The organism is Amycolatopsis decaplanina DSM 44594, assembly GCF_000342005.1.
Taxonomy (GTDB): Bacteria; Actinomycetota; Actinomycetes; order Mycobacteriales; family Pseudonocardiaceae; genus Amycolatopsis; species Amycolatopsis decaplanina.
Genome location: NZ_AOHO01000045.1, coordinates 202,733 through 221,717, shown reverse-complemented (window position 1 = coordinate 221,717; position 18,985 = coordinate 202,733). Strand labels below are relative to the sequence as shown.

Here is an 18,985-nt window from a genome sequence, read left to right as displayed (position 1 = left end):
AGGTCCAGCATGCGACTCCAGCACCACTCCGACATCCGCGCCGCTCACCCCGGCCTCGCCGTCGGGACGCTCCAGGCCACCGGTATCACCCCGGAAATGCCGGTCGACCTCGAGAAGTTCGTCGCGCGGGCGACGCGGCGGCTCGCGGACGGCCCGGAATCGGAATTCCCCGAGATCCAAGCCTGGCGGCGGGCGTTCGCCAAGATGGGCCTGAAACCGACGCAGTACCGCTGCGCGTCGGAATCACTGCTGCGCAGGCTGCGGAAAGAAGGCGCGCTCCCCCGGATCCATCCCGTGATCGACCTCTGCAACGCGGTCTCGGTCGCCTACGCCATCCCTGTCGCGGTGCTCGATGTCGCGAAGATCAGCGGCTCGCTGGAAGTCCGTCACGCGCGAGGCGACGAGAAATACGTGACCTTCGCCGGCACGGTCGAGCAGCCGAATCCTGGCGAGGTGATCTTCGCCGACGAGGACGGTCAAGCCCACGCGCGGCGGTGGACGAACCGGCAGAGCGGGCACTCCGCGGTCTCCGCCGCGACGTCCGACGTGCTGATCCTTTCCGAAGGGCTGCACGCGACCGCGGCCGAGGACGTCCGGCTGCTGATCGAGGCCATCGCGAGCGAACTGGCGACGGCAGGGATCATCACGAGGCCTTGAGTGCCTTCTCCAGACCCGCGCGGGTCATCTTCGACCGTCCCTTGATGTCCCGCTCCCGCGCCAGCTTCTCCAGGTCCGCCTTCGACAATGAGGACAAATCCTTCTTCGCCGCGGCCTTCTTCGCGGGCGGCTTCTTCGCCCCGGGCTTCTTCTTGGCCTTCCCGCTTTCCACGCTCTTCGAAAGCGCCTCGAACAGGTCGACGACCTTCGTCGGCTCGCCGGGTTCGGTGGCCGGGGTGATGGTGTCGCCCTTCTTCTTGGCCTTGATCAGCTCCCGCACCCGGTCGGTGTAGGTGTCGCGGTACTCCTCGGGCCGCCAGTCGTCGCTCATCGCGTCGATCAGGTCGACGGCCATGTCGAGTTCCTTGCCGCGTGCCTTCGCCTTGCCCGGCAGCTCCGGCAGCTGCTCGGCGGGATCGCGCAGGTCGGCGGCGAAATGCAGGGTGTTGAGCACCATCACGCCGTCCCCGGAACGGACCAGCGCCAGGTACTCGCGGCCGCGCATGACGAACTTGGCGATCCCGGCCTTGCCCGACGAGTCCATCGCCTCGAGCAGCAACGCGTACGGACGCTCGAACTCGTCCTTCGCGGGCGCGAGCCAATACGTCTTGTCGAAGAACATCGGGTCGATGGCGTCCAGTTCGACGAAGCTCTCGATGTCGAGCGACTTCGACCGGCCGGGCGCGATCTCGTCGAGCTCCTCGGGTTCGACCAATACATACTCGCCGCTGTCGAGTTCGTAACCCTTGACGATGTCGTCGTAGCCGACTTCCTTGCCGGTGCGCTCGTTCACCCGCCGGTACCGGATGCGGTCCTCGGTGCCGCGCTGGAACTGGCGGAAGTGCACCGTATGGTCCTCGACCGCGCTGTACAGACGGACCGGCACCGTCACCAGACCGAGCGAAAGCGAACCGCTCCAGACCGGGCGCATGGGCACACACTCCTCTCCTCCAGCGACCTGATACCCGGAATCGCGGCGGATCACACCTGGTCAGAGGACCGGGAGCAACCCGTGACAAGAGGAAAGGGCTACCAGGGCGGTTGGCCACCCCCAGTTCGAAGGCCAACCGCCGCGGAGCCCCCTACACGGTTCGGCGCGCTGCCCCGTCGCGTCGACCCGCCAGCTGATGTCTTCAGCTTTCCAAGTCCCTGCATCGGAATTACATCGGCTCTCCACCGCCGGACATCCGCGCAGTTCAGGGGCGGCCGGGCGTAGAATCGAACCGGTTTCAGGGCAGGCCCGCGCACGCCCGTTAGGCCGAATGCCGTATGGCGTACCCCCGCGCTGATCTGGCTGGAGGCCGAAGCGGTGGGCTAGGGTGCCGATCAGCCGGCGAACGGACTGGAGGTAATGCGTGAGCGCGCTCACGGCCTCGGACGACATAGTGGCACATGACCGCTGATCGTTTACCCGATTCGGCGGGATCGCCCCGAATCCCCGGCGATCCGAAGCACACCGGCCAGCGATCCCAGCTCAGCTTCTCCGTTCTCGGCCCGCTCGAAGCCGAGGTCGACGGCGTCCCCGTCCGGCTGGGCGGACGCCGTGAACAGCGTCTCCTCGCCGCACTGCTGATCAACGCGGGCAGGCTGGTCCCGGTGTCGTACCTGATCGGCACGATGTGGCCGGAAAATCCGCCGAAGACCGCGGTCCGTCAGGTCAGCAACGCGATCGCGCGGCTGCGGCACGACCTCGGCGTCGCCCGGTCCGCCGTGGTCACCACCGGCTCGGCGTACCGCGTCGTCATCAGCAGCGCGTCGCTCGATTCGGTCCGCTTCGAAGCGGACTACAACCAGGGCGCGGAACTCCTGGCGGCCGGGCTGATCTCGCAGGCGGCCGCCAAACTGGCGGACGCGCTCTCGCTCTGGCGAGGCCCGGCGTTCGACGGTCTCGAAGGCGAAGCCATCGAGCAGACGGCACGGCGGCTCGACGAAGAACGCCTCGCCGCCTGCGAGCTCCTGATCGGCGCCAGGCTCCGGCTCGGCGAGACCGAAGCGGCCGCGCGCGAGGCCTTCGACCTCGCCGCCTGGCATCCCACGCGCGAGACCCTGCAGTGCCTCACCATGCTGGCGCTCTACCGGGCGGGCCGCGGCGCCGACGCGCTCCGGACGTTCGACCGGACCCGGATCGCGCTCGCCGAAGAGCTCGGCGTGGACCCGAGTGCCGAACTGAGCGCGCTCCACCAGCAGATCCTGCGTGCCGACGCCGAGCTGATGAAGGACGGCGCCCTCGTCCGGTATGGCGTCGGCGGACTCCGGGCCGGGATGGACACCGGCGGGCGACGCGAGGACGCGGACGCGCAGAAGTCGCTCTTCCCCCGCCCCGCGCAGCTTCCCGCGGACCTCCCCGCGTTCGGCGGCCGCGCCGCGGAACTGCGGACCGTCCTCGAGATCGGCCAGGACGACTCCTCGACGGGGCCGCGGCTGATCGCGATCGACGGCATGCCCGGTGTCGGCAAGACCGCGCTGGCCGTCCACGCCGCGCACCGGCTCGCCCCGCTGTTCCCCGACGGGCAGCTCTTCGTGAACCTCGAAGGGTTCTCACCGGCGGGCGACCCGGTCGACCCGGGGTCCGCGCTCGAGGCACTGCTGCGGTCGCTCGGCATCCAGGGTTCGGACATCCCCGCCGGGACCGAGCAGCGCGCGGCCCTGTTCCGCAGCTGTCTCGCCGGCAAACGCGTGCTCCTGGTGCTGGACAACGCCATCGGGGCGACGCAGGTGAACCCGCTGCTGCCCGGATCGGCGAGTTGCTGCGTGCTGATCACCAGCCGCACCCGGCTCGTCGAACTCGACGGCGCCGAACTGCTCTCGCTGGAACCGTTCAGCCGGGCCGACGCGGTGGACCTGCTCGGCCGGATCGTCGGGCCCTCCCGGTTGAGGAGGGAATCCCCGGACGCGGCCGACCAGGTCGCGAGCCTGTGCGGCGATCTCCCGCTCGCGCTGGCCGTCACGGCGAGCAGGCTGCGCGCGCGGGCGTCGTGGACGCTCGACTTCGTCGCCAGGCAGCTGCGCGACGAACGGAACAGGTTCGGCGAGCTCACCGCGGGGGAACGGGACGTCGCGGGCGCGTTCCGGGTGTCCTATCTGAACTTGACCGAAACCGAGCGCCGGGTGTTCCGCCGGTTGAGCCATCATCCCGGTGCCGCGTTCGATCTCCACTCGACGGCGGCCTTGGCGGAAGTGGACCTCGGCGAGGCCCGCCGCCTCGCCGAACGCCTCGTCGACGTGAATCTCCTGCGCCAGCCGACGATGGACCGGTACGAGATGCACGACCTCCTCCGCAGTTACGGTCGTGAGCTCCTGCTCGCCGAGGAGCCCGAACACCAGCGCGAGGCGATGATGCGACGGTTGTTCGACTACTACCGCAGCACCGTCGCGGCCGCGATGGACTTCATCGACCCGGATTCCGAAGAGGAGCCGGGCGGCCTCGAGGTCCCGAAGAGCGAGTTCGGACAATCCTTCGCCGACTACGACCAGGCCGCGCACTGGATGGACGCCCAATGGCAGAACGTGCTGCCGGTGGCCGTCGCGATGAACAACCACCAGCAGTACTCGGACCTCGTGCCCTTCTGCTCGGCGGTGTGGCGCTACTTCGACAACCGCGGCTACTACCGGCAGGCCAGAGAGCTGGAGACCCTCGCCCTGTCCGCCGCGCGGGTCACCGGGAACGTGGTCCTCGAGTACCAGGCCCTGCACATGTACGCGCTGACCCTGTGGCGGCTCAACGAGTTCACCGAAGCGAACCGGCTGTTCAACGAGGTGTTCGAACTGGCCTCGACCACCGGCGACATCCGGATGCAGTGCCGGGCCAGGGGCAATTCGGGTGTCACCCACTGGCTCAAGGGCGAGTCGGACGAGGCGATCGAACACCTCGGCTGGGTCCGCGAGACCGCGCATGCCCATGGCAGCGTGCTCATCGAAGCCCGCGCCAGGCACCGGATCGGACTGATCCACACCGAGAACAGGCGATATCCCGAAGCCGCCGCGGAACTCGACAAGGCACTGAGACTGGCCCAGGAGAACGAATCACCCGATCTCGAAGCGGAATGCTTTCTCGCTCTCGGTATCAATTCGCGCGGGCTCGGCGACGGCGCGCTCGCGGTCACCCAGTTGACGACCGCGATGGAAGTGCTCGAATCGACCGGGAATCGCAGCATGCTGCCCATCGCCCACAAGGAGATGGCGTTCGCCTTCGACATTCTCGGTGAGCGAGCGAATGCGGAACGTCATCGCCGGTTCGCATTGCGAATGTACACCGATCTCGGCATTTCGGAGTCCCCCGAGGTTCGTGAACTCAAACGGCAGCTGGCCGATTACTCGGCGTAATTGGCCGTTCCGCTCCGGTACTCTGTTGGCGTAGGTATATTCGCTTGACCGGAGTAACCGCTCACGGAGAGGATCGGCGGCATGCACGATGAAGACGACGACGAGTTCTTGTACGAGCTCGAAGCCGAGTACAAGGCGCAGAGCACCTGGGGCGGGTTCGAGCCGCCGCCGCACGGCGGGCCTCCTTTCCGCTCGCGACGCTGAATGACCTGACGTATTCGGAAGTATTACTGGGGACTGGGGCGCAAGACATTCGATGCTGGTCAGGGTTTCCTCTTGCGGAACGCTCTATTGGTCCGATGGTGACGTCGTCTGGGACGACCATCTGGGACATCGCCAGCTCAAACTCGCCGAAGGAACCGAACGCGTCCTGCGATGGTTCAGTTCTTGGCGAGAACCGGAATCGGTCCGTGAAGCGGATGAGAATCCCGAGATCGGGGAAAGGCTCGTCCGTATCGCGCGAGCGATGATCCGGTACGACGTGCTGGTGGCCAAAGGTTCTTCCCGGCAACAACGAGAAGAAGAGATCCTTCGGGATTGGGGCCCTTGGGGAACGTCCGCGCGGGCGTTTCACTTCGGCACCCGTTCCTTGCGCGAGACCGAGTTCACGACCAGCGAAATGACGGCGAAAACCTTGCTGGAGAAGGCAAAGGTCAGTCCTCCGCCTTCTCCGGCGAGGCCTTCCGGCGAGTACGACGCGATAGCGCTGCCCGAACCGTCACCGGAACCGCTGAACGCGATCGGGCTCGGCGACGCCCTGAACCAGCGCAGAAGCGTCCGCGAGTTCGGTGAAGAACCCTTGCGTCGGTCCGATTTGAGCGCACTTCTCACGGCGGCACGGCCGACGAGGCCGGAAACGCATCCCGACATCCCCGCCACCGGGAACGTCTTCAAGACGAGCCCATCAGGCGGGGCGCGCCATCCGACAGAGGTGTACGTCTACGCGAGGAACGTCGAGGGCCTGGATCGGGGCGCCTACCATTACGACGGTTTCCGGCATGGCCTCACGCCACTGGACGGCAAGATCGACGACGACGAGCTGATCGCGCTCGCCGGCGACCAGCAGTGGGCCGGGAACGCCGGCGCGCTGCTGATCTACACCAGCGTCATCGAGCGGAACCAATGGAAGTACCCGATGAGCCGCACCTATCGGGTGCTGCTGATGGACGTCGGCCATCTCAGCCAGACCGTGTATCTGATGGCGACCGCGCTGGGACTGAACGTCACGTTCACCGCGGCGCTTCGCGACGAACTGGTCGAGGACCTCCTCGGCTGCGATCCGGCGAACGAGCTGGTGCTGGGTATGTCGGTGCTGGGCACTCGCTTGTGAGGGCGCGTCGCCGTCATGGTTCTGGTCGCGTGATGGTCGTTTTTCGGCAACGGCTCCTCGCGGAGTAGCTGCGTGGCGCAATGTCGCGCAGTGATCTCGGTAGGTGGCGATGCTCAGGCAGGAATCGAAAGCGGTGGGCTCGCAACACCGCCAGGCACAGCACCGTGGTCATTTGCCGGCGATGGTTCAGAACGGTGGCGGCCCGGGGCGACCGGGTCGTCAGCGCCTCGGCGGCGGAGACCAGCGCACCCGCCGTACTTCAGGCGACCTGAGCGGCGGACCGTCGTGGGCCTCGTGAGTGGTAAGGACGGTTAGAACCGTCCTTACCACTCACGAGGCTCGACACCCAGTGCTCGCACTTCCGGGAAGCGGTGGCACTGGCCGGATGAACCCGGTCCGTGCCACCGTCCCACTCAGCCGAGCAGCGTGCGCATCTCGGTGATCTCGGCCTGCTGACCGTCGATCACCTTCTGCGCCAAGGCTTTCACCTCGGCGTTGCTGCCCTGCTGCAGCGCGGTCTTCGCCATCTCGAGCGCGCCTTCGTGATGTTCGACCATCATTTCGAGCCACTGCTTGTCGAACGCGGCGTCCTTGGCCTGGCCGAGTTTCGCGAGATCGTCCTCGGTCATCATGCCGGACGCCGAGCCGTGCCCGGAGTGCTCACCCGACTGCGCCACTCCCCAGCCTTCCAGCAATCCGGTCAGCTGCCGGATCTCCGGATCCTGCGCCTTCTGGATCCGCGCGGCGAGGTCGACGACCTTCGCGTTCCGAGTGCGGCCGTCGACGAGTTTCGCCATCTCGAGCGCCTGTTCGTGGTGCGGGATCATCCCTTGCGCGAACGCGACGTCGGCCTGGTTGTGACCGGCCTGCTGCGGATCCGGCGCTTTGACGGTGGACATGTCGTGCCCGGTGGAAGCGGTGTCGGAACTGGCGCATCCGGTGAGCACGGCGAAGGAGGCCAGGGCGGCGAGCGCCGCTCCGGCCAGTTTCCTGCTGATCATGGTTATTCCTCGAAATCGGTTACGGGCAGGGCGGGACGTACCCGCCTGTCACACCCGCAACACGCAAAGGAACGACAACCGTTCCGGCACCGGTCTCCACCGCGGCGGATCACGGCCCGACGCCGAACCACCGCCCTGTCGCGACTTCCACGTCGCCACCGTCCGTCCATTCCGGACGAGCAGCCAGGTGACGATCAGCAGCACGGCCGCGGCGAGCACCGCGAGACACAGGTGCAGTCCACTGTGTCCACCGTCGTCGTGCGAAGGTGTGTCCGCGCAGCACGGATCCGCCATGGCGACAGCGGAGTGCCCCGCGCCGTGGCCGGATTCGGCGACGACGTGGTGCATGCCGACCAGCCCCAGCGCGACCACGCACAACAGCAGCCACCGCAGGGCGGCCGGGTACGAGGACTGGGTCACGGCTCCACCGTAGCCGGATTCAGCGCGCCGCCGGACGGTGGGGTTTCCCCGCCGAATGCAGTGCCGGTATGTCGCGATCGATGTGGTCGGCGTGGAACAGCGCCTGCGCGAGCAGGCCGCGGACGTGGTCGTTGGCCGCCGAGTAGTAGACGAACGTCCCCTCGCGGCGGCCCTTGACCAGGCCGGCGAGCCGCAGTTTCGCGAGATGCTGGCTGACCGCCGTCGGTGCCGCGCCCGCCAGTTCCGCGAGACAGGCGACCGAGGACTCACCCTGCAGAAGCGCCCAGAGGACCTTGATCCTCGTCGGATCCGCGAGCAGCCGGAACGTCTCCGCGGCCAGGTGGACCTGTTCCTCGGTGGGCATCTCGAAATCCGGAACCGACTCGTGCATGCCTGGAGGATAGCCGCTATCCTTCTGCCTGCGTACCTGCATGACTGCGCAGGTAGCATGACAAAGAGGTGGGAGATGACCGGACACGGGCACAGTCACGGGCACAGTCACGGCCACCGGCCGGGGAAGGGCCGCCTCCGCGGGCTGCTGACCCCGCACAGCCACGACAGCGCCGACCGCGTCGACACCGCGCTGGAGACCAGCAAACGCGGCGTCCGGACGCTGATCTGGTCGTTCGCCGCCCTGTTCGTCACCGCCGTCGCCCAGCTCGCGCTCGTGCTGATCACCGGTTCGGTGGCCCTGCTCGGCGACACGATCCACAACTTCGCCGACGCGCTGACGGCACTCCCGCTCGGCATCGCCTTCCTGCTCGGCCGCCGCGCCGCCACCCGCCGCTACACCTACGGGCTCGGCCGCGCCGAGGACCTGGCCGGCGTGCTCGTCGTTTTGCTCATCGCCGCCTCGGCCTTCCTCGCCGGGTACGAGTCCGTCGTGCGGCTGCTCGATCCGCGTCCGGTCCAGCATCTCTGGGTGGTCGCCGCCGCGGGGGTCATCGGCTTCGCGGGCAACGAACTCGTCGCCCGGTACCGCATCACCGTCGGCCGCGAGATCGGGTCGGCCGCGCTGGTCGCCGACGGGCTGCACGCCCGCACGGACGGGTTCACGTCACTCGCGGTCGTGCTCGGCGCCGCCGGTGTCGCGTTCGGTTTCCCGATGGCCGACCCGATCATCGGTCTCGCCATCACCGTCGCGATCCTGTTCGTCCTGCGCGACGCGGCCAAAGAGGTCTTCCGCCGCCTCATGGACGCCGTCGATCCGGCCGACGTCGATCGCGCCGAACGCGCGGCCGCCGACGTCCCCGGCGTGCTCGGCACGCGGGACCTGCGGATGCGCTGGATCGGGCACAGCCTGCGCGCGGAACTGGCGGTGTCGGTCGAGGCCGGACTGAGCGTCACCGAGGCGCATCACCTGGCCCATCGTGTCGAGGGGCGGCTTCGCGAGGTCCTCCCGCGACTCACGGAAGCGGTCGTGCACACCGAACCGGTGAACGCCCATGAGATCGTCACCGGGTGACGCTGTCCGACAACGACATCCGCGCCGTCCGCGCCCGCGCGCAACTGCTGACCGCCCCGGCCGCGGACGTGCTCACCGTGGTCAGGTCCATCGCCGCGATCCAGGCGCAGTCGACGCCCGCAGCCCGGCTCGCGATCCGGGCCCGGAGCCGGGGTCTGACCGCGGCGGACGCCGACGCGTCCCGCGCCGTGACGCGCACCTGGCTGATGCGCAAGACGCTCCACCTGGTGCCGATGGCGGATCTCCGCTGGCTGAACCGGCTGTTCGGTCCACGTAACGCCCAGGCGGGGCAGGGACGCCGCAAACAGCTGGGCCTCACCGACGAACTCTGCGAACGCGCGCTCGAGAAGCTCCAGGTTCTCCTGCCGGGCAAGGCTCTCACCCGGCAAGAGATCCTGGACGGCTTGGCCGCCGACGGCATCACGCTCGACTCGAAGTCTCAAGCGCCGGCCCATCTCCTGGCGTACGCGGCCAATCGCGGCCTGCTCTGCCGAGGCCGGGACGACGGGACGGAGCCGACGTACGTACTCCTCGACGAATGGGCCACCGAAGACCACGACCCAGCGGAACCGCATACCGAACTCGCCCACCGGTACCTGACCGCGTATGGCGTCGCGACCGCCGAGGACTTCAGCGCCTGGTCCGGACTCCCGCTCGGCCTCTGCCGCAACGCTTTCGCCGCGCTGGATCTCGTGCCGGCAGGCATGGGCTTCGCCTTGCCGGAGACCGACCTGTCCGCTCCCCCGTGTCCCCCGCGCCTGCTCGGCGCCTTCGACACCTACCTGCTGGGCTACCGCGACCGCGGTCTGCTCCTCGACCCGGCCGAGGCGAAACGCGTCAACTCCGGCGGCGGGATGATCGCGCCGACCGTGCTGGTCGACGGCCGAATCGCCGCAACCTGGCACACCAAGCGGACCGCGAAGCAGACGAAGGTCGTCGTCGAGCCCTTCGCCACGCTTCCGCGATCCGCCATCACCGGACTGGAGTCCGAAGTGGACGATTACGGCCGCTTCCTCGGGGAAACGGCCGTTCTCGTCAGTTGAGGGACCGGAAGAACTCCCGCACGTCCACGACGAGGATCTCGGGCTCTTCCAACGCCGCGAAGTGCCCGCCGCGATCGACGTCGGTCCACCGCACGATCGTGTGGGCGTTCTCGGAGTACCGCCGGATCCCGACATCATGCGCGAAGATCAGCGCCGCCGTCGGCACGCCGGAGTTCTTCTCGACGGCTCCCCAGGTTTCAGCCTGCGCGTAGCCGACATACGCGGACGAAGCCGCCGTACCGGTCAGCCAGGTGAACATGACGTTGGTCAGCAAGCGGTCCCTGCCGATGATCTCCTCCGGCAGGGTGGGGCGCGGATGGGTCCACTCGCGGAACTTGTCCATGATCCAGGCCAGCTGCGCGACCGGGGAGTCCACGAGCCCGTAGCCGAGGGTCTGCGGCCGCGTCGACTGAATCGCGATGTACCCGAACTCCTCCCGCATGAATGCCCTGATCCGCTTGACGCGATCGCGTTCGATGTCGGTGAGCGAAGCGAGTTCCTGCTCCGACAACGACATCGGCGGCATCGGTGTCAGCCCGCCGTTGACGTGCACGCCGATCACGTTGCCCGGCGCGGCCCTGGCGACCTCCGGCGACACGGAAGCCCCGAGGTCGCCGCCCTGCACGCCGTAGTGTTCGTATCCGAGCCGGCGCATCAGCTCCGCCCATGCCCGGCCGATCCGCGGCATGGTCCACCCGGAATCCGAGACAGGGCCCGAAAAACCGAAGCCGGGCAGCGACGGGATCACGAGGTGGAACGCGTCCGCCGGGTCGCCACCGTGGGCCTTCGGGTCGGTGAGCGGACCGATGACGTCGAGGAACTCCACCACCGAACCCGGCCAGCCGTGCGTGAGGATCAGCGGCGTCGCGCCGGCTTCGGGTGAGCGGACGTGCAGGAAGTGGATCCGTTGTCCGTCGATGACCGTGGTGAACTGCGGATGACGGTTGATCTCGCGTTCGGCGGCGCGCCAATCGTAGCCGTCGCGCCAGTATTCGGCGAGTCCGCGCAGCCATGCCACCGGCACTCCGGTGTCCCAGCCGTCGCCGGGGAGCGGAGCGGGCCAACGCGCGCTGTCGAGCTTCGCGTGCAGTTCGTCCAGCTGCTCCTGGGGGACGTCGAGGCGGAAGGGGCGGAGCTCGGTGTTTTCCATGAAGCCCACGCTACGAGCCGTTGCGGACAGGTTCTGTCCTCGATCAGGGAGACATTCCGAGTACGGGAAGATGCGCTCGTGACGGACAAGTACTTGGCCTACGGCAGGCTCATCCGCGACGGGAAGATCCTGTTCATCCGGCGACGGCCCGGCTCCTTCCTTGGCGGCCGCTGGGAATTGCCGGGCGGGACCGTCGAGCCGGGCGAGCCGCCCGCCGAGACCGTGGTCCGCGAGTTCGCCGAGGAGACCGGGCTGACCGTCCGCGTCACCGGCGAACGTGGCACCCACAGCTGGGACGACGTCGCGGGCAGGCCGATGCGGATCCACGCCACGGTGTACACGCTCACCGAAGAGGATCCGGGCGAAGTCGTGCTCGATCCCGACGAGCACGACGCCCACGCTTGGCACACCCGGGAAGAAGCCGCCGGACTCGACCTCGCCGATCATTTCCGGCAGGCGATCGAGGACTGATTCCGGTCCGCCCACCGGACGGCGGGGGCGGTGAGCGTGCCCGCCAGCAGGAACAGTCCGCCCAGCACCACCCAGCCCGCGGCGCCGCCCACCAGGATCAGCCCGGTCAGCAGTACCGGCCCGAGCATGCGGGCGATGGCCGCCCCGGCACCGAAAAGCCCTTGGTACTGGCCCTGTCTGCCGTCGGGCGCGAGGCCGAAGCCGATCTCCCAGTAGCCCGCCGCCTGTGCCATCTCCCCCAGCACCTGCAGCGCCGCCCCCACGAGCAGGACCAGTGCCGCCGCCCACGCGGAATCGCCCATGGCGGAGACCGAGAAGACGAGGCAGGAGACGAAAAGCAACAGCCCCGCGTAACGGGCGTAGCGAGAGGCGCTGCGCAGGCCCGTCACGCCACGCGCCACACGTACCTGGAAGACCAGCACGCTCGCCGTGTTGAGCACCAGCATCGCCGAAACCAGCCAGCTCGGGGCCGCTGTCCTGGTCGAGATCCACAACGGCAGGACCAGGCTGAACAGCGGCATGTAGAGCAGCATGACCATGTTGAGCAGCGCCAGCAGCGCGTACGGGCGGTCGCGGAGAACGGCCACGGACGGCTCGCCCGCCCGCACCGGTACCGGAGCCACCGAAGGCACCTTGCGGAGGACAAGAGCCGCGGCGACGAAAGCCAGCGCGTCGACGACGAAGACGGCCAGGAAGGCCTCTCGCGTCCCGAGCGCCAGCGCGATCCCGCCGAGCGCCGCGCCGATCGCGATCCCCGCGTTGGACAGCGCCTGCAACCGGGCACGGAACGTCGTGCGCTCGGCCGGGTCGGTCAGGCCGGCGAGCAACGCCTGCCGCGCGGCACCGAGTCCGCATTGGCAGCAGGCGTAGACACAGGCCGCGATCACGAACGCGACGATCGAACCGACGAAGAGGAAAGCGGCGACCGACACGGCCGTGCCCAAAGCCAGCAGGACGGCCGTTCCCCTCGGCCCGCGACGGTCGGCCAGATGCCCCAGCGCGACCCCGGCCACCGAGCCGACCGCCCAGCCCACGGTGAGGCCCAGGCCCACCTGCGCGGGCGAAAGCCCGACGACCAGCGTGAAGTACAAGGCCGAGCTGACGTAGTAGGCGCCGTCGCCGACGGAGCTGATCAGCTGGGCCGAGATCAGTCGGTTCATGGACCCAAGCTAAGCGGCAGATTGGCCTCGTCCCAGCTCCAATACCCGCCGTTCTGGTTGGGCCAATATAGACTCGGAGCGTGCCCTTCCACATCAGCCTCGACGGTCACACCGACCTGGCCGCGCGGATCTACCGTCAACTCCGCGACGGCATCCTCGACGGGCGCCTGCGCGCCGGAGAGCGCCTGCCGCCGACCAGGGAGCTGGCCCGCGAACTCGACGTCTCGCGCAACACCGTCGCGGTCGCCTACGAACGGCTGACCGCGGAAGGCTTCCTCAGCAGCCACGTCGGGCGCGGGACATTCGTCGGCTCGGATCCCGTGGCGCGATCGGAGCGCGCCGCACCCGCGGGCACCGGAGTGCGGCCCATCGCCCGCTGGCGTTCGCTCCCGGATCCACTCGGCGACGACCGGTCCTCCCCCGCGTTCGATTTCCGCGTAGGTGTCCCGGATCCGGCCCTGTTCCCGCTGCGGACCTGGCGAAGGCTGGTCAGCCAGGCACTGCGGCCTTCGTTGCCGCCGCCGTCGGGATACGCCGACCCGGCCGGGCTCGAAGCACTGCGGGTGGCGATCGCCCGGCACATCGGCGCGGCCCGGTCGGTGCGAGCCGGCGGTGAGGACGTCCTGGTCACCCAAGGGGCACAACAGGCCCTCGACCTGATCGGCCGGGTCCTCATCGAACCCGGCACGCGTGTCGCCGTCGAAGACCCCGGCTATCCGCCGGCCGAACGGCTCTTCATCGCCCTCGGCGCCCGAGTCACGAAGGTGCCGGTGGATGCCGAAGGTCTCGACGTCACCGCGCTGGCCAAGGGCACCCGATTGATCTATACGACGCCGTCGCACCAGTTCCCGCTCGGCACTCCGATGTCACTCGTCAGGAGGACGGCGTTGCTGGCGTGGGCGGAGCGGAACGACGCGGTGATCGTCGAGGACGACTACGACAGCGAGTACCGGTTCTCGGATCGGCCGCTCGAACCGCTCCAAAGCCTGGATCACGACGGCAGGGTGCTCTACGTCGGATCATTCTCGAAGACCCTACTTCCCTTGTTGCGTCTCGGTTTTCTCGTCGCACCAGCCTCTCTGCGCCCGGCGTTGCGGCAGGCGAAGCAACTCATGGACTGGCACGGCGACCTCGTCACCCAAGCCGCGTTGGCGAGCTTCATCGACGAGGGTCTGCTCGCCCGTCACGTGCGCAAGGCCACCCGGGAATATTCGGTGCGACGGGAGCGGATCCTCGCCTTCGTCCGTGACGAACTGCGAGATTCGCTGGAAGTCGTTCCTTCGAGTGCCGGGCTTCACTTGTGCGCACAGGTCCCTCCACATGCGACGGTCGCTGTGGAAGGTGCCGTCTCGGAAGCGGCGCGGGCCGGGGTGGCCGTCGAAAACCTGTCCACGTACGGGGGAAGGCGCGGCGGGCTGGTGATCGGCTACGGGCTGGTCGGTCCCGACCGCATCGACGAAGGGCTCGCGCGGCTCGGGGAGTGCGTTTCGGCCGCCAGGATGTGATGAAAGGTTCGTTCAGGACACTTTTCGTCTTGACCGACCCTTTCAAGACATCCGATCGCCGCGGGCCGCCGGAAACTGTCGTACCCCGGTGGTCTCCTCTTCACAGGCGACAGCGGGCCCGGCCGGGCCCGCGCGCGGAAGCGAGGAGGAAAGTCCATGGCCGGAGAAACGGTGCTCACGGTGATCGGCAACCTGACGACCGACCCGGAGCTGAAGTTCACCCCGTCGGGAGCGGCGGTCGCGAACTTCACGGTCGCGTCGACGCCGCGTGTCCTGGACCGCGCGAGCGGGGAGTGGCGTGACGGAGACCCGCTGTTCCTGCGCTGCGCACTGTGGAAGCAGGCCGCGGAGAACCTGGCCGAATCGCTCACCAGAGGGACCAGGGTGATCGTGCAGGGCAGGCTGAAACAGCGATCGTTCGAAACCAAGGAAGGCGAGAAACGCACGGTGGTGGAGCTCGACGTCGACGAGATCGGCCCGTCGCTGCGTTATGCCACGGCGAAGGTGAACAAGGCGGGCCGGAGTTCGGGAGGCACCCCGTCGGACGGCGCGTGGGAGCGAACGCCGGTGACCGCCGGAAGCCCGGAGCCGCCCTTCTGACCCGGCGGTTTCCCTCTCGGCAGGGAGCGATCTCCCTCCCGCGCGCCATGCGGTCGCGAACCTCCGGCTCGGATGCTGGAGGTCGTTCCGGACCGAGGTTGCACCGGCATCCGTACCGGGAGACGTTCGTCATCATCCGCGGCCGGGCCAGGTTCACCATCGGGGACGCCGAACGCGAGGGAGGGGCGGGCGAAGTCCTGGTCGTACCGGCGGGAACACCGCACAAGTTCGCCGTGATCGGCCCGGAGGTCTACGAAGCGGTCCACATCCACGAAAGCGACCATTTCATCACCGAGTGGCTCGAGTAATTCTGCCGGGCGCTAGAAAACCCTTCCCCAGGCTAGAATCCGACGACGTGCTCGTGGCCGGCGGGCACCCGAGGCGACGGGAACCGGGAACTGTGACCGACGTGGCGAACCGCAGCGGTGACGAGACCCGCCAGGTGGACAGATTCGACCAACGGCGCGCGCAGCTGGCGATGTCGGCGCTGGTCACGTTGTCCGAGCTGGGTTACGCGCGCACGAGCCTGCGTGAGATCGCGCAGAACTCCGAGTTCTCCCACGGGGTACTGCACTACTACTTTCGCAACAAGGCCGAGCTGATCACCTACTGCGTCAAGCAGTACAAGGCCGAATGCGTCACCAGGTACGACCGGATAGTCGAGACCGCGGAAACGGCCGAAGAACTGAAAGCGGCCTTCGGTGCCGCGACGGCGGCCACACTGCGTGAAAACGCCCGGCTGCACAGGCTCTGGTACGACCTGCGCAACCAGAGCCTGTTCGAGAAGCTGTTCCAAGCCGATGTGCTCGCCATCGACGAGACACTCGAACTGATGATCTGGCGGGTCGTGTCCCGGTACGCGGACCTGCTGGGCAAGCCGACGGATTTCGCATCGTCGACGACGTATGCGCTCTTCGACGGCCTGTTCCAGCAAAGCCTGCTGAAGCACCTCGCCGGCCGGGAGGACGCGGCGAGGTGTCTTCAGGATTCGGTCGAGCAGGTACTGGCTCGGCTCTTCACCACTTGATGGTCGGGTACCAGATGACGCCGGTCCGGCCCAGTACGCGCAAGTCCCAGTACAGCAGCGTGAACGTGCCGGCGACCAGCAACGCGGCGCCGGTCACCACGGCGATCCTGGTGGGCTTCGCGAGCATCCACCGCTGCAGCCGCCCGCCCGTGCCGCGGGTGAGGAGAAGGAACAACAGCGCCATCACCAGGATGTTGCCGACCGACTGCAGGGCGAACGCGGCGGCGCCGTAGAACACGTTGTGACTTTCGGCCGCGCTGCGGAACATCATCCGGAACAGCGGGAACGGCCTGCCGATCAGAAACCCGCCGATCAGCGCGCCCATCACCACGAGCGGTGCGTGCGGAAACCGGCGGGTGAGGCCGGCGATCGGGTTGCGGACGACGCCGACGGAAGCCAGGCCCAGCACGATGAACACGATCCCGATCACGCCGAAGACGATCATCGACTGGATGTTCCGCGGCGTGAGCCCGCCCGGTGACGAAACCGTCGAAAACTGCGGCATCCGCGTGCCGACGAGAGCGACGACGACGCCGTACACCACGGAAACCGTCAGCATCCCCGCCGCGATCCAGCCCAACGGCTTCAAGGTGTCGGTGAATTTCGGACGTCCGGTGGCTCCTCCGCCGACAAGCGGGGCGACGGCACCGAAGGCGGCGATGTTGCACGCGGTGAACGTTCCGGCGAGGCCCGAGACGAACGCGAAGAACGTTCCGGCCAGTACCCCGCCGATCGGGGTCGCCTTGGCGTCGTGTCCCAGGAGGGTGTTGGCGACGCTGTCACCGATCACACTGTCCACAAAGGGCGCCGACCAGATCACCGTCAGCGCGAAGCCGGCGAGGACCGACCAGAGGACCACGCGCCATCTGTGTTCCGGATAGGGTCCCGAGCCGAGGAAATTCGCCTGCGGGGAAACGGGAGCGCGTTCGGTGACGGACATTTCGTACCTCCAGCGGCTGATGGCTTCCCCCTGATGCCCATCGTTGTTCCGCCATCGGGCACGCGCCACCTCCAAAGTGCCGATCTGCCCTTGGTCCGACCGGCTCCGGGCAATCCGGATTCACCGGTCCGGCGGGTGCCGTCGAAGGAGCCGATCCGCCATCCGGTCAAAGCGTGACCGAATGACTCCGAAAAGGTGAAAGCTCCGGAGTCTCGTGGGACCATCATCGGACGTGTACGGCGAGCATGGCCACCCGATCCGGCCTTGACCGGCCACTGACCCTGCGGAGGGCGATGGACTTCGACGAGGTCGCGGACGAGCTCTACGCCGGCGATCCGGCCGAGTTCGTACAGGTGCGCAACCAACGGGCGAAAGAGGCCAAAGCGGCGGGTGAAGCCGCCTTGGCCGAGCGTATCCGCGCGTTACGGAAACCCACGCTCGCGGCCACGATCCTCAATCGCCGGGCCGGCTCCCCCGAGCTGGCGGAGCTGGCCAGGCTGGGCGACGATCTGCGCAAGGCACATTCGGCGCTGGCCGGCGCGGACCTGCGCAAGCTCGCCCGGCGGCGCCAGGAACTGGTGAACCTGATCCTGCGGGACGAACGTTCGATGAGCGAGCCCGTCGCCCGCGAAGTCGAAGCGACCCTCGAAGCCGTCGTGGCCGATCCCGAGGTGGCGGCGCTGGCACTGGCCGGGCGGCTGAGCAGCGGCGTGGACAGCTCGGGCGACCAGTGGCTCACCAGCGGGTTCACCCCGCAACCGAAGCGGAAACCCGCGCCGGAGCGCGAAAAACCCGCCACTGTGTCGCGTTTGGACGATCGCCGCAAAGCGAAGCGGGAGGCGGCGGAGAAGGCCGAACAGGAGCGGATCACCAAGGCCCGGCAAGAGGCCGAACGCGAACAGAAACGGGTGGCCGAGTTCAACCGGCTCCGGCGTGAAGCGGCCGACCTCGCGAAGGCCTGCAAACAAGCCGAGATCGACCTCGCCCGCGCCGAACGCCGGGCCGAGAAGGCCACGGAGAAGGCGAACGACCTCCGGCGGCGGCTCGCCGACGCCGAACTCGAGGAAGAGACGGCGAACGGTGAGACCGCGGCCGCGCAGACCGTCTTGGACGATCTGCGCGCCGAAGCGGAGCGGGTCGACGAAGCCCTCAAGGAGTTCCCTTGAGGGGTAAGGCAAACGTGGCGTGTCCTGGTGGCGAGCCTCGTGAGTGGTGAGGACGGTTAGAACCGTCCTCACCACTCACGAGCCCCACCACGGTCCGCCGCTCAGGTCGGCCAGGCCCACCAAAGCCGGCTGACGTTCGCGAAGCCGCGTGGCGGTCACCCGGCGTCCATACGGTGTCTTGCCACCCGGCTTGTACACCGACAGCACGGTCATGGTCACGTACATCGTCGTGGACACGATGATCGGGTAGAACCCGTCCACGCGACGCCCCGCTTCCACGAACGCACCGTCCATAGTGGACTCGGCGGCGGCCGCCAGTTCCCGGATCCCCGGCAGCAGGGAGAACAGTGTCAGCCCGGCGGCGATCAGGGTCAGCACCAGTTTGATCGCGACCCATTTGTACCGGATCAGCCCCCATTTCGTGCCGACGCCGAGCACGATTCCGCTGATCAGGGCGGTCAGGCTGACCGGCGGCAGGAGATAGCCGCCGATCTGGTCCAACATCAGGATGGCCGCGTGCTGGCGCCGGGCGTCGTCGGTGAACACTGAGGTGAAGGTCAGTACCGCGTTCACCATGGTGATCCCGAGCCAGCCGAGTGACGAGACGACATGGACGACGAGGGCGAGTTTCCGCCACCGCGGGGTGAGCGTCATCGGCGGCCGCCGCACTGTGGAAGTACTCATGCGACCAGTGTTTCCGCGGGCGAGGCTCCCGTCGTCCGTCGTG

20 protein-coding genes are annotated in these 18,985 nt (G+C 68.0%); 12 read left to right on the top strand and 8 right to left on the bottom strand.

The genetic code is table 11. The features are described 5' to 3' along the window. Window positions 1-9: 9 nt before the first annotated feature. The gene (locus H074_RS10715) at window positions 10-657 is read left to right on the top strand and encodes a B3/B4 domain-containing protein (RefSeq protein WP_007030045.1); all 648 of its coding nucleotides are present in this window, start codon (window positions 10-12) and stop codon (window positions 655-657) included. Here H074_RS10715 and ku read toward each other — a convergent pair. After that, a complete protein-coding gene (gene ku / locus H074_RS10710; protein WP_007030044.1) occupies window positions 644-1,588 on the bottom strand; it encodes a non-homologous end joining protein Ku in 945 nt (314 codons plus the stop codon). The two genes, H074_RS10715 and ku, sit on opposite strands and share 14 nt — an antisense overlap. A gap of 461 nt (window positions 1,589-2,049) precedes the next feature. On the opposite strand from ku, the gene H074_RS10705 reads away from it, so the two are divergent. The 3 genes from H074_RS10705 to H074_RS10700 all read left to right on the top strand — a co-directional run bounded on the left by H074_RS10705 (window position 2,050) and on the right by H074_RS10700 (window position 6,310). Then, complete coding sequence (locus H074_RS10705) at window positions 2,050-4,980, top strand: AfsR/SARP family transcriptional regulator (RefSeq protein WP_007030043.1); 2,931 nt, start codon at window positions 2,050-2,052, stop codon at window positions 4,978-4,980. 81 nt (window positions 4,981-5,061) lie between these two features. Then, complete coding sequence (locus tag H074_RS42020; protein ID WP_255432121.1) at window positions 5,062-5,184, top strand: hypothetical protein; 123 nt, start codon at window positions 5,062-5,064, stop codon at window positions 5,182-5,184. A 52-nt stretch (window positions 5,185-5,236) separates the two neighbouring features. Further along, window positions 5,237-6,310 carry a SagB/ThcOx family dehydrogenase gene (locus tag H074_RS10700; protein ID WP_007030042.1) on the top strand — a complete coding sequence of 358 codons (1,074 nt, stop codon included), beginning with the start codon at window positions 5,237-5,239 and terminating at the stop codon, window positions 6,308-6,310. 413 nt (window positions 6,311-6,723) lie between these two features. Here H074_RS10700 and H074_RS10695 read toward each other — a convergent pair whose 3' ends face one another. Genes H074_RS10695 through H074_RS10685 form a run of 3 tightly spaced genes read right to left on the bottom strand, consistent with a single transcriptional unit; the run spans window position 6,724 to window position 8,122 of the window. Next, entirely contained in the window at window positions 6,724-7,311 is a 588-nt protein-coding gene (locus tag H074_RS10695; protein WP_007030041.1) for a DUF305 domain-containing protein, read from the bottom strand. A 48-nt stretch (window positions 7,312-7,359) separates the two neighbouring features. Further along, window positions 7,360-7,731: a DUF6153 family protein gene (locus H074_RS10690; protein ID WP_007030040.1), complete on the bottom strand. Its 372-nt coding sequence runs from the start codon at window positions 7,729-7,731 to the stop codon at window positions 7,360-7,362. 19 nt (window positions 7,732-7,750) lie between these two features. After that, window positions 7,751-8,122: an ArsR/SmtB family transcription factor gene (locus H074_RS10685; RefSeq protein WP_007030039.1), complete on the bottom strand. Its 372-nt coding sequence runs from the start codon at window positions 8,120-8,122 to the stop codon at window positions 7,751-7,753. A gap of 75 nt (window positions 8,123-8,197) precedes the next feature. Between H074_RS10685 and H074_RS10680 the strand changes: the two genes are divergently transcribed. Together H074_RS10680 and H074_RS10675 are read left to right on the top strand one after the other, a co-directional pair. After that, on the top strand, window positions 8,198-9,196 hold the full coding sequence (locus tag H074_RS10680; protein WP_007030038.1) for a cation diffusion facilitator family transporter: 999 nt from the start codon (window positions 8,198-8,200) through the stop codon (window positions 9,194-9,196). Next, window positions 9,193-10,239: a winged helix DNA-binding domain-containing protein gene (locus H074_RS10675; protein ID WP_007030037.1), complete on the top strand. Its 1,047-nt coding sequence runs from the start codon at window positions 9,193-9,195 to the stop codon at window positions 10,237-10,239. Before H074_RS10680 ends, H074_RS10675 begins: the two co-directional genes overlap by 4 nt. Here the strand turns inward: H074_RS10675 and H074_RS10670 are convergent. Next, window positions 10,232-11,389: an epoxide hydrolase family protein gene (locus H074_RS10670; protein ID WP_039922138.1), complete on the bottom strand. Its 1,158-nt coding sequence runs from the start codon at window positions 11,387-11,389 to the stop codon at window positions 10,232-10,234. The genes H074_RS10675 and H074_RS10670 overlap by 8 nt on opposite strands. Before the next feature lie 78 nt (window positions 11,390-11,467). On the opposite strand from H074_RS10670, the gene H074_RS10665 reads away from it, so the two are divergent. Then, a complete protein-coding gene (locus H074_RS10665; protein WP_007030035.1) occupies window positions 11,468-11,860 on the top strand; it encodes an NUDIX hydrolase in 393 nt (130 codons plus the stop codon). Here the strand turns inward: H074_RS10665 and H074_RS10660 are convergent. Further along, the gene (locus H074_RS10660) at window positions 11,833-13,020 is read right to left on the bottom strand and encodes an MFS transporter (protein WP_007030034.1); all 1,188 of its coding nucleotides are present in this window, start codon (window positions 13,018-13,020) and stop codon (window positions 11,833-11,835) included. The two genes, H074_RS10665 and H074_RS10660, sit on opposite strands and share 28 nt — an antisense overlap. 80 nt (window positions 13,021-13,100) lie before the next feature. Here H074_RS10660 and pdxR point away from each other — a divergent pair, with 80 nt between their 5' ends. From pdxR to H074_RS10640, 4 genes are all read left to right on the top strand, one after another. Beyond that, window positions 13,101-14,525, top strand: a complete 1,425-nt coding sequence (gene pdxR / locus H074_RS10655; protein WP_007030033.1) for a MocR-like pyridoxine biosynthesis transcription factor PdxR — start codon at window positions 13,101-13,103, stop codon at window positions 14,523-14,525. A 156-nt stretch (window positions 14,526-14,681) separates the two neighbouring features. Continuing rightward, window positions 14,682-15,125 carry a single-stranded DNA-binding protein gene (locus H074_RS10650; protein WP_007030032.1) on the top strand — a complete coding sequence of 148 codons (444 nt, stop codon included), beginning with the start codon at window positions 14,682-14,684 and terminating at the stop codon, window positions 15,123-15,125. 47 nt (window positions 15,126-15,172) lie between these two features. Further along, the gene (locus tag H074_RS10645) at window positions 15,173-15,433 is read left to right on the top strand and encodes a cupin domain-containing protein (RefSeq protein ID WP_051071912.1); all 261 of its coding nucleotides are present in this window, start codon (window positions 15,173-15,175) and stop codon (window positions 15,431-15,433) included. Window positions 15,434-15,525: 92 nt separating this feature from the next. After that, complete coding sequence (locus H074_RS10640) at window positions 15,526-16,152, top strand: TetR/AcrR family transcriptional regulator (protein ID WP_007030030.1); 627 nt, start codon at window positions 15,526-15,528, stop codon at window positions 16,150-16,152. On the opposite strand, the gene H074_RS10635 is transcribed toward H074_RS10640, so the two are convergent. After that, window positions 16,142-17,092, bottom strand: coding sequence for a hypothetical protein (locus H074_RS10635; RefSeq protein WP_007030029.1), 951 nt, complete (start codon window positions 17,090-17,092; stop codon window positions 16,142-16,144). The genes H074_RS10640 and H074_RS10635 overlap by 11 nt on opposite strands. Before the next feature lie 293 nt (window positions 17,093-17,385). Between H074_RS10635 and H074_RS10630 the strand changes: the two genes are divergently transcribed. Next, the gene (locus H074_RS10630) at window positions 17,386-18,258 is read left to right on the top strand and encodes a hypothetical protein (protein ID WP_007030028.1); all 873 of its coding nucleotides are present in this window, start codon (window positions 17,386-17,388) and stop codon (window positions 18,256-18,258) included. A 75-nt stretch (window positions 18,259-18,333) separates the two neighbouring features. Here the strand turns inward: H074_RS10630 and H074_RS10625 are convergent, their stop codons facing one another. After that, a complete protein-coding gene (locus tag H074_RS10625) occupies window positions 18,334-18,942 on the bottom strand; it encodes a hypothetical protein (RefSeq protein WP_235096722.1) in 609 nt (202 codons plus the stop codon). Window positions 18,943-18,985 lie beyond the last annotated feature (43 nt).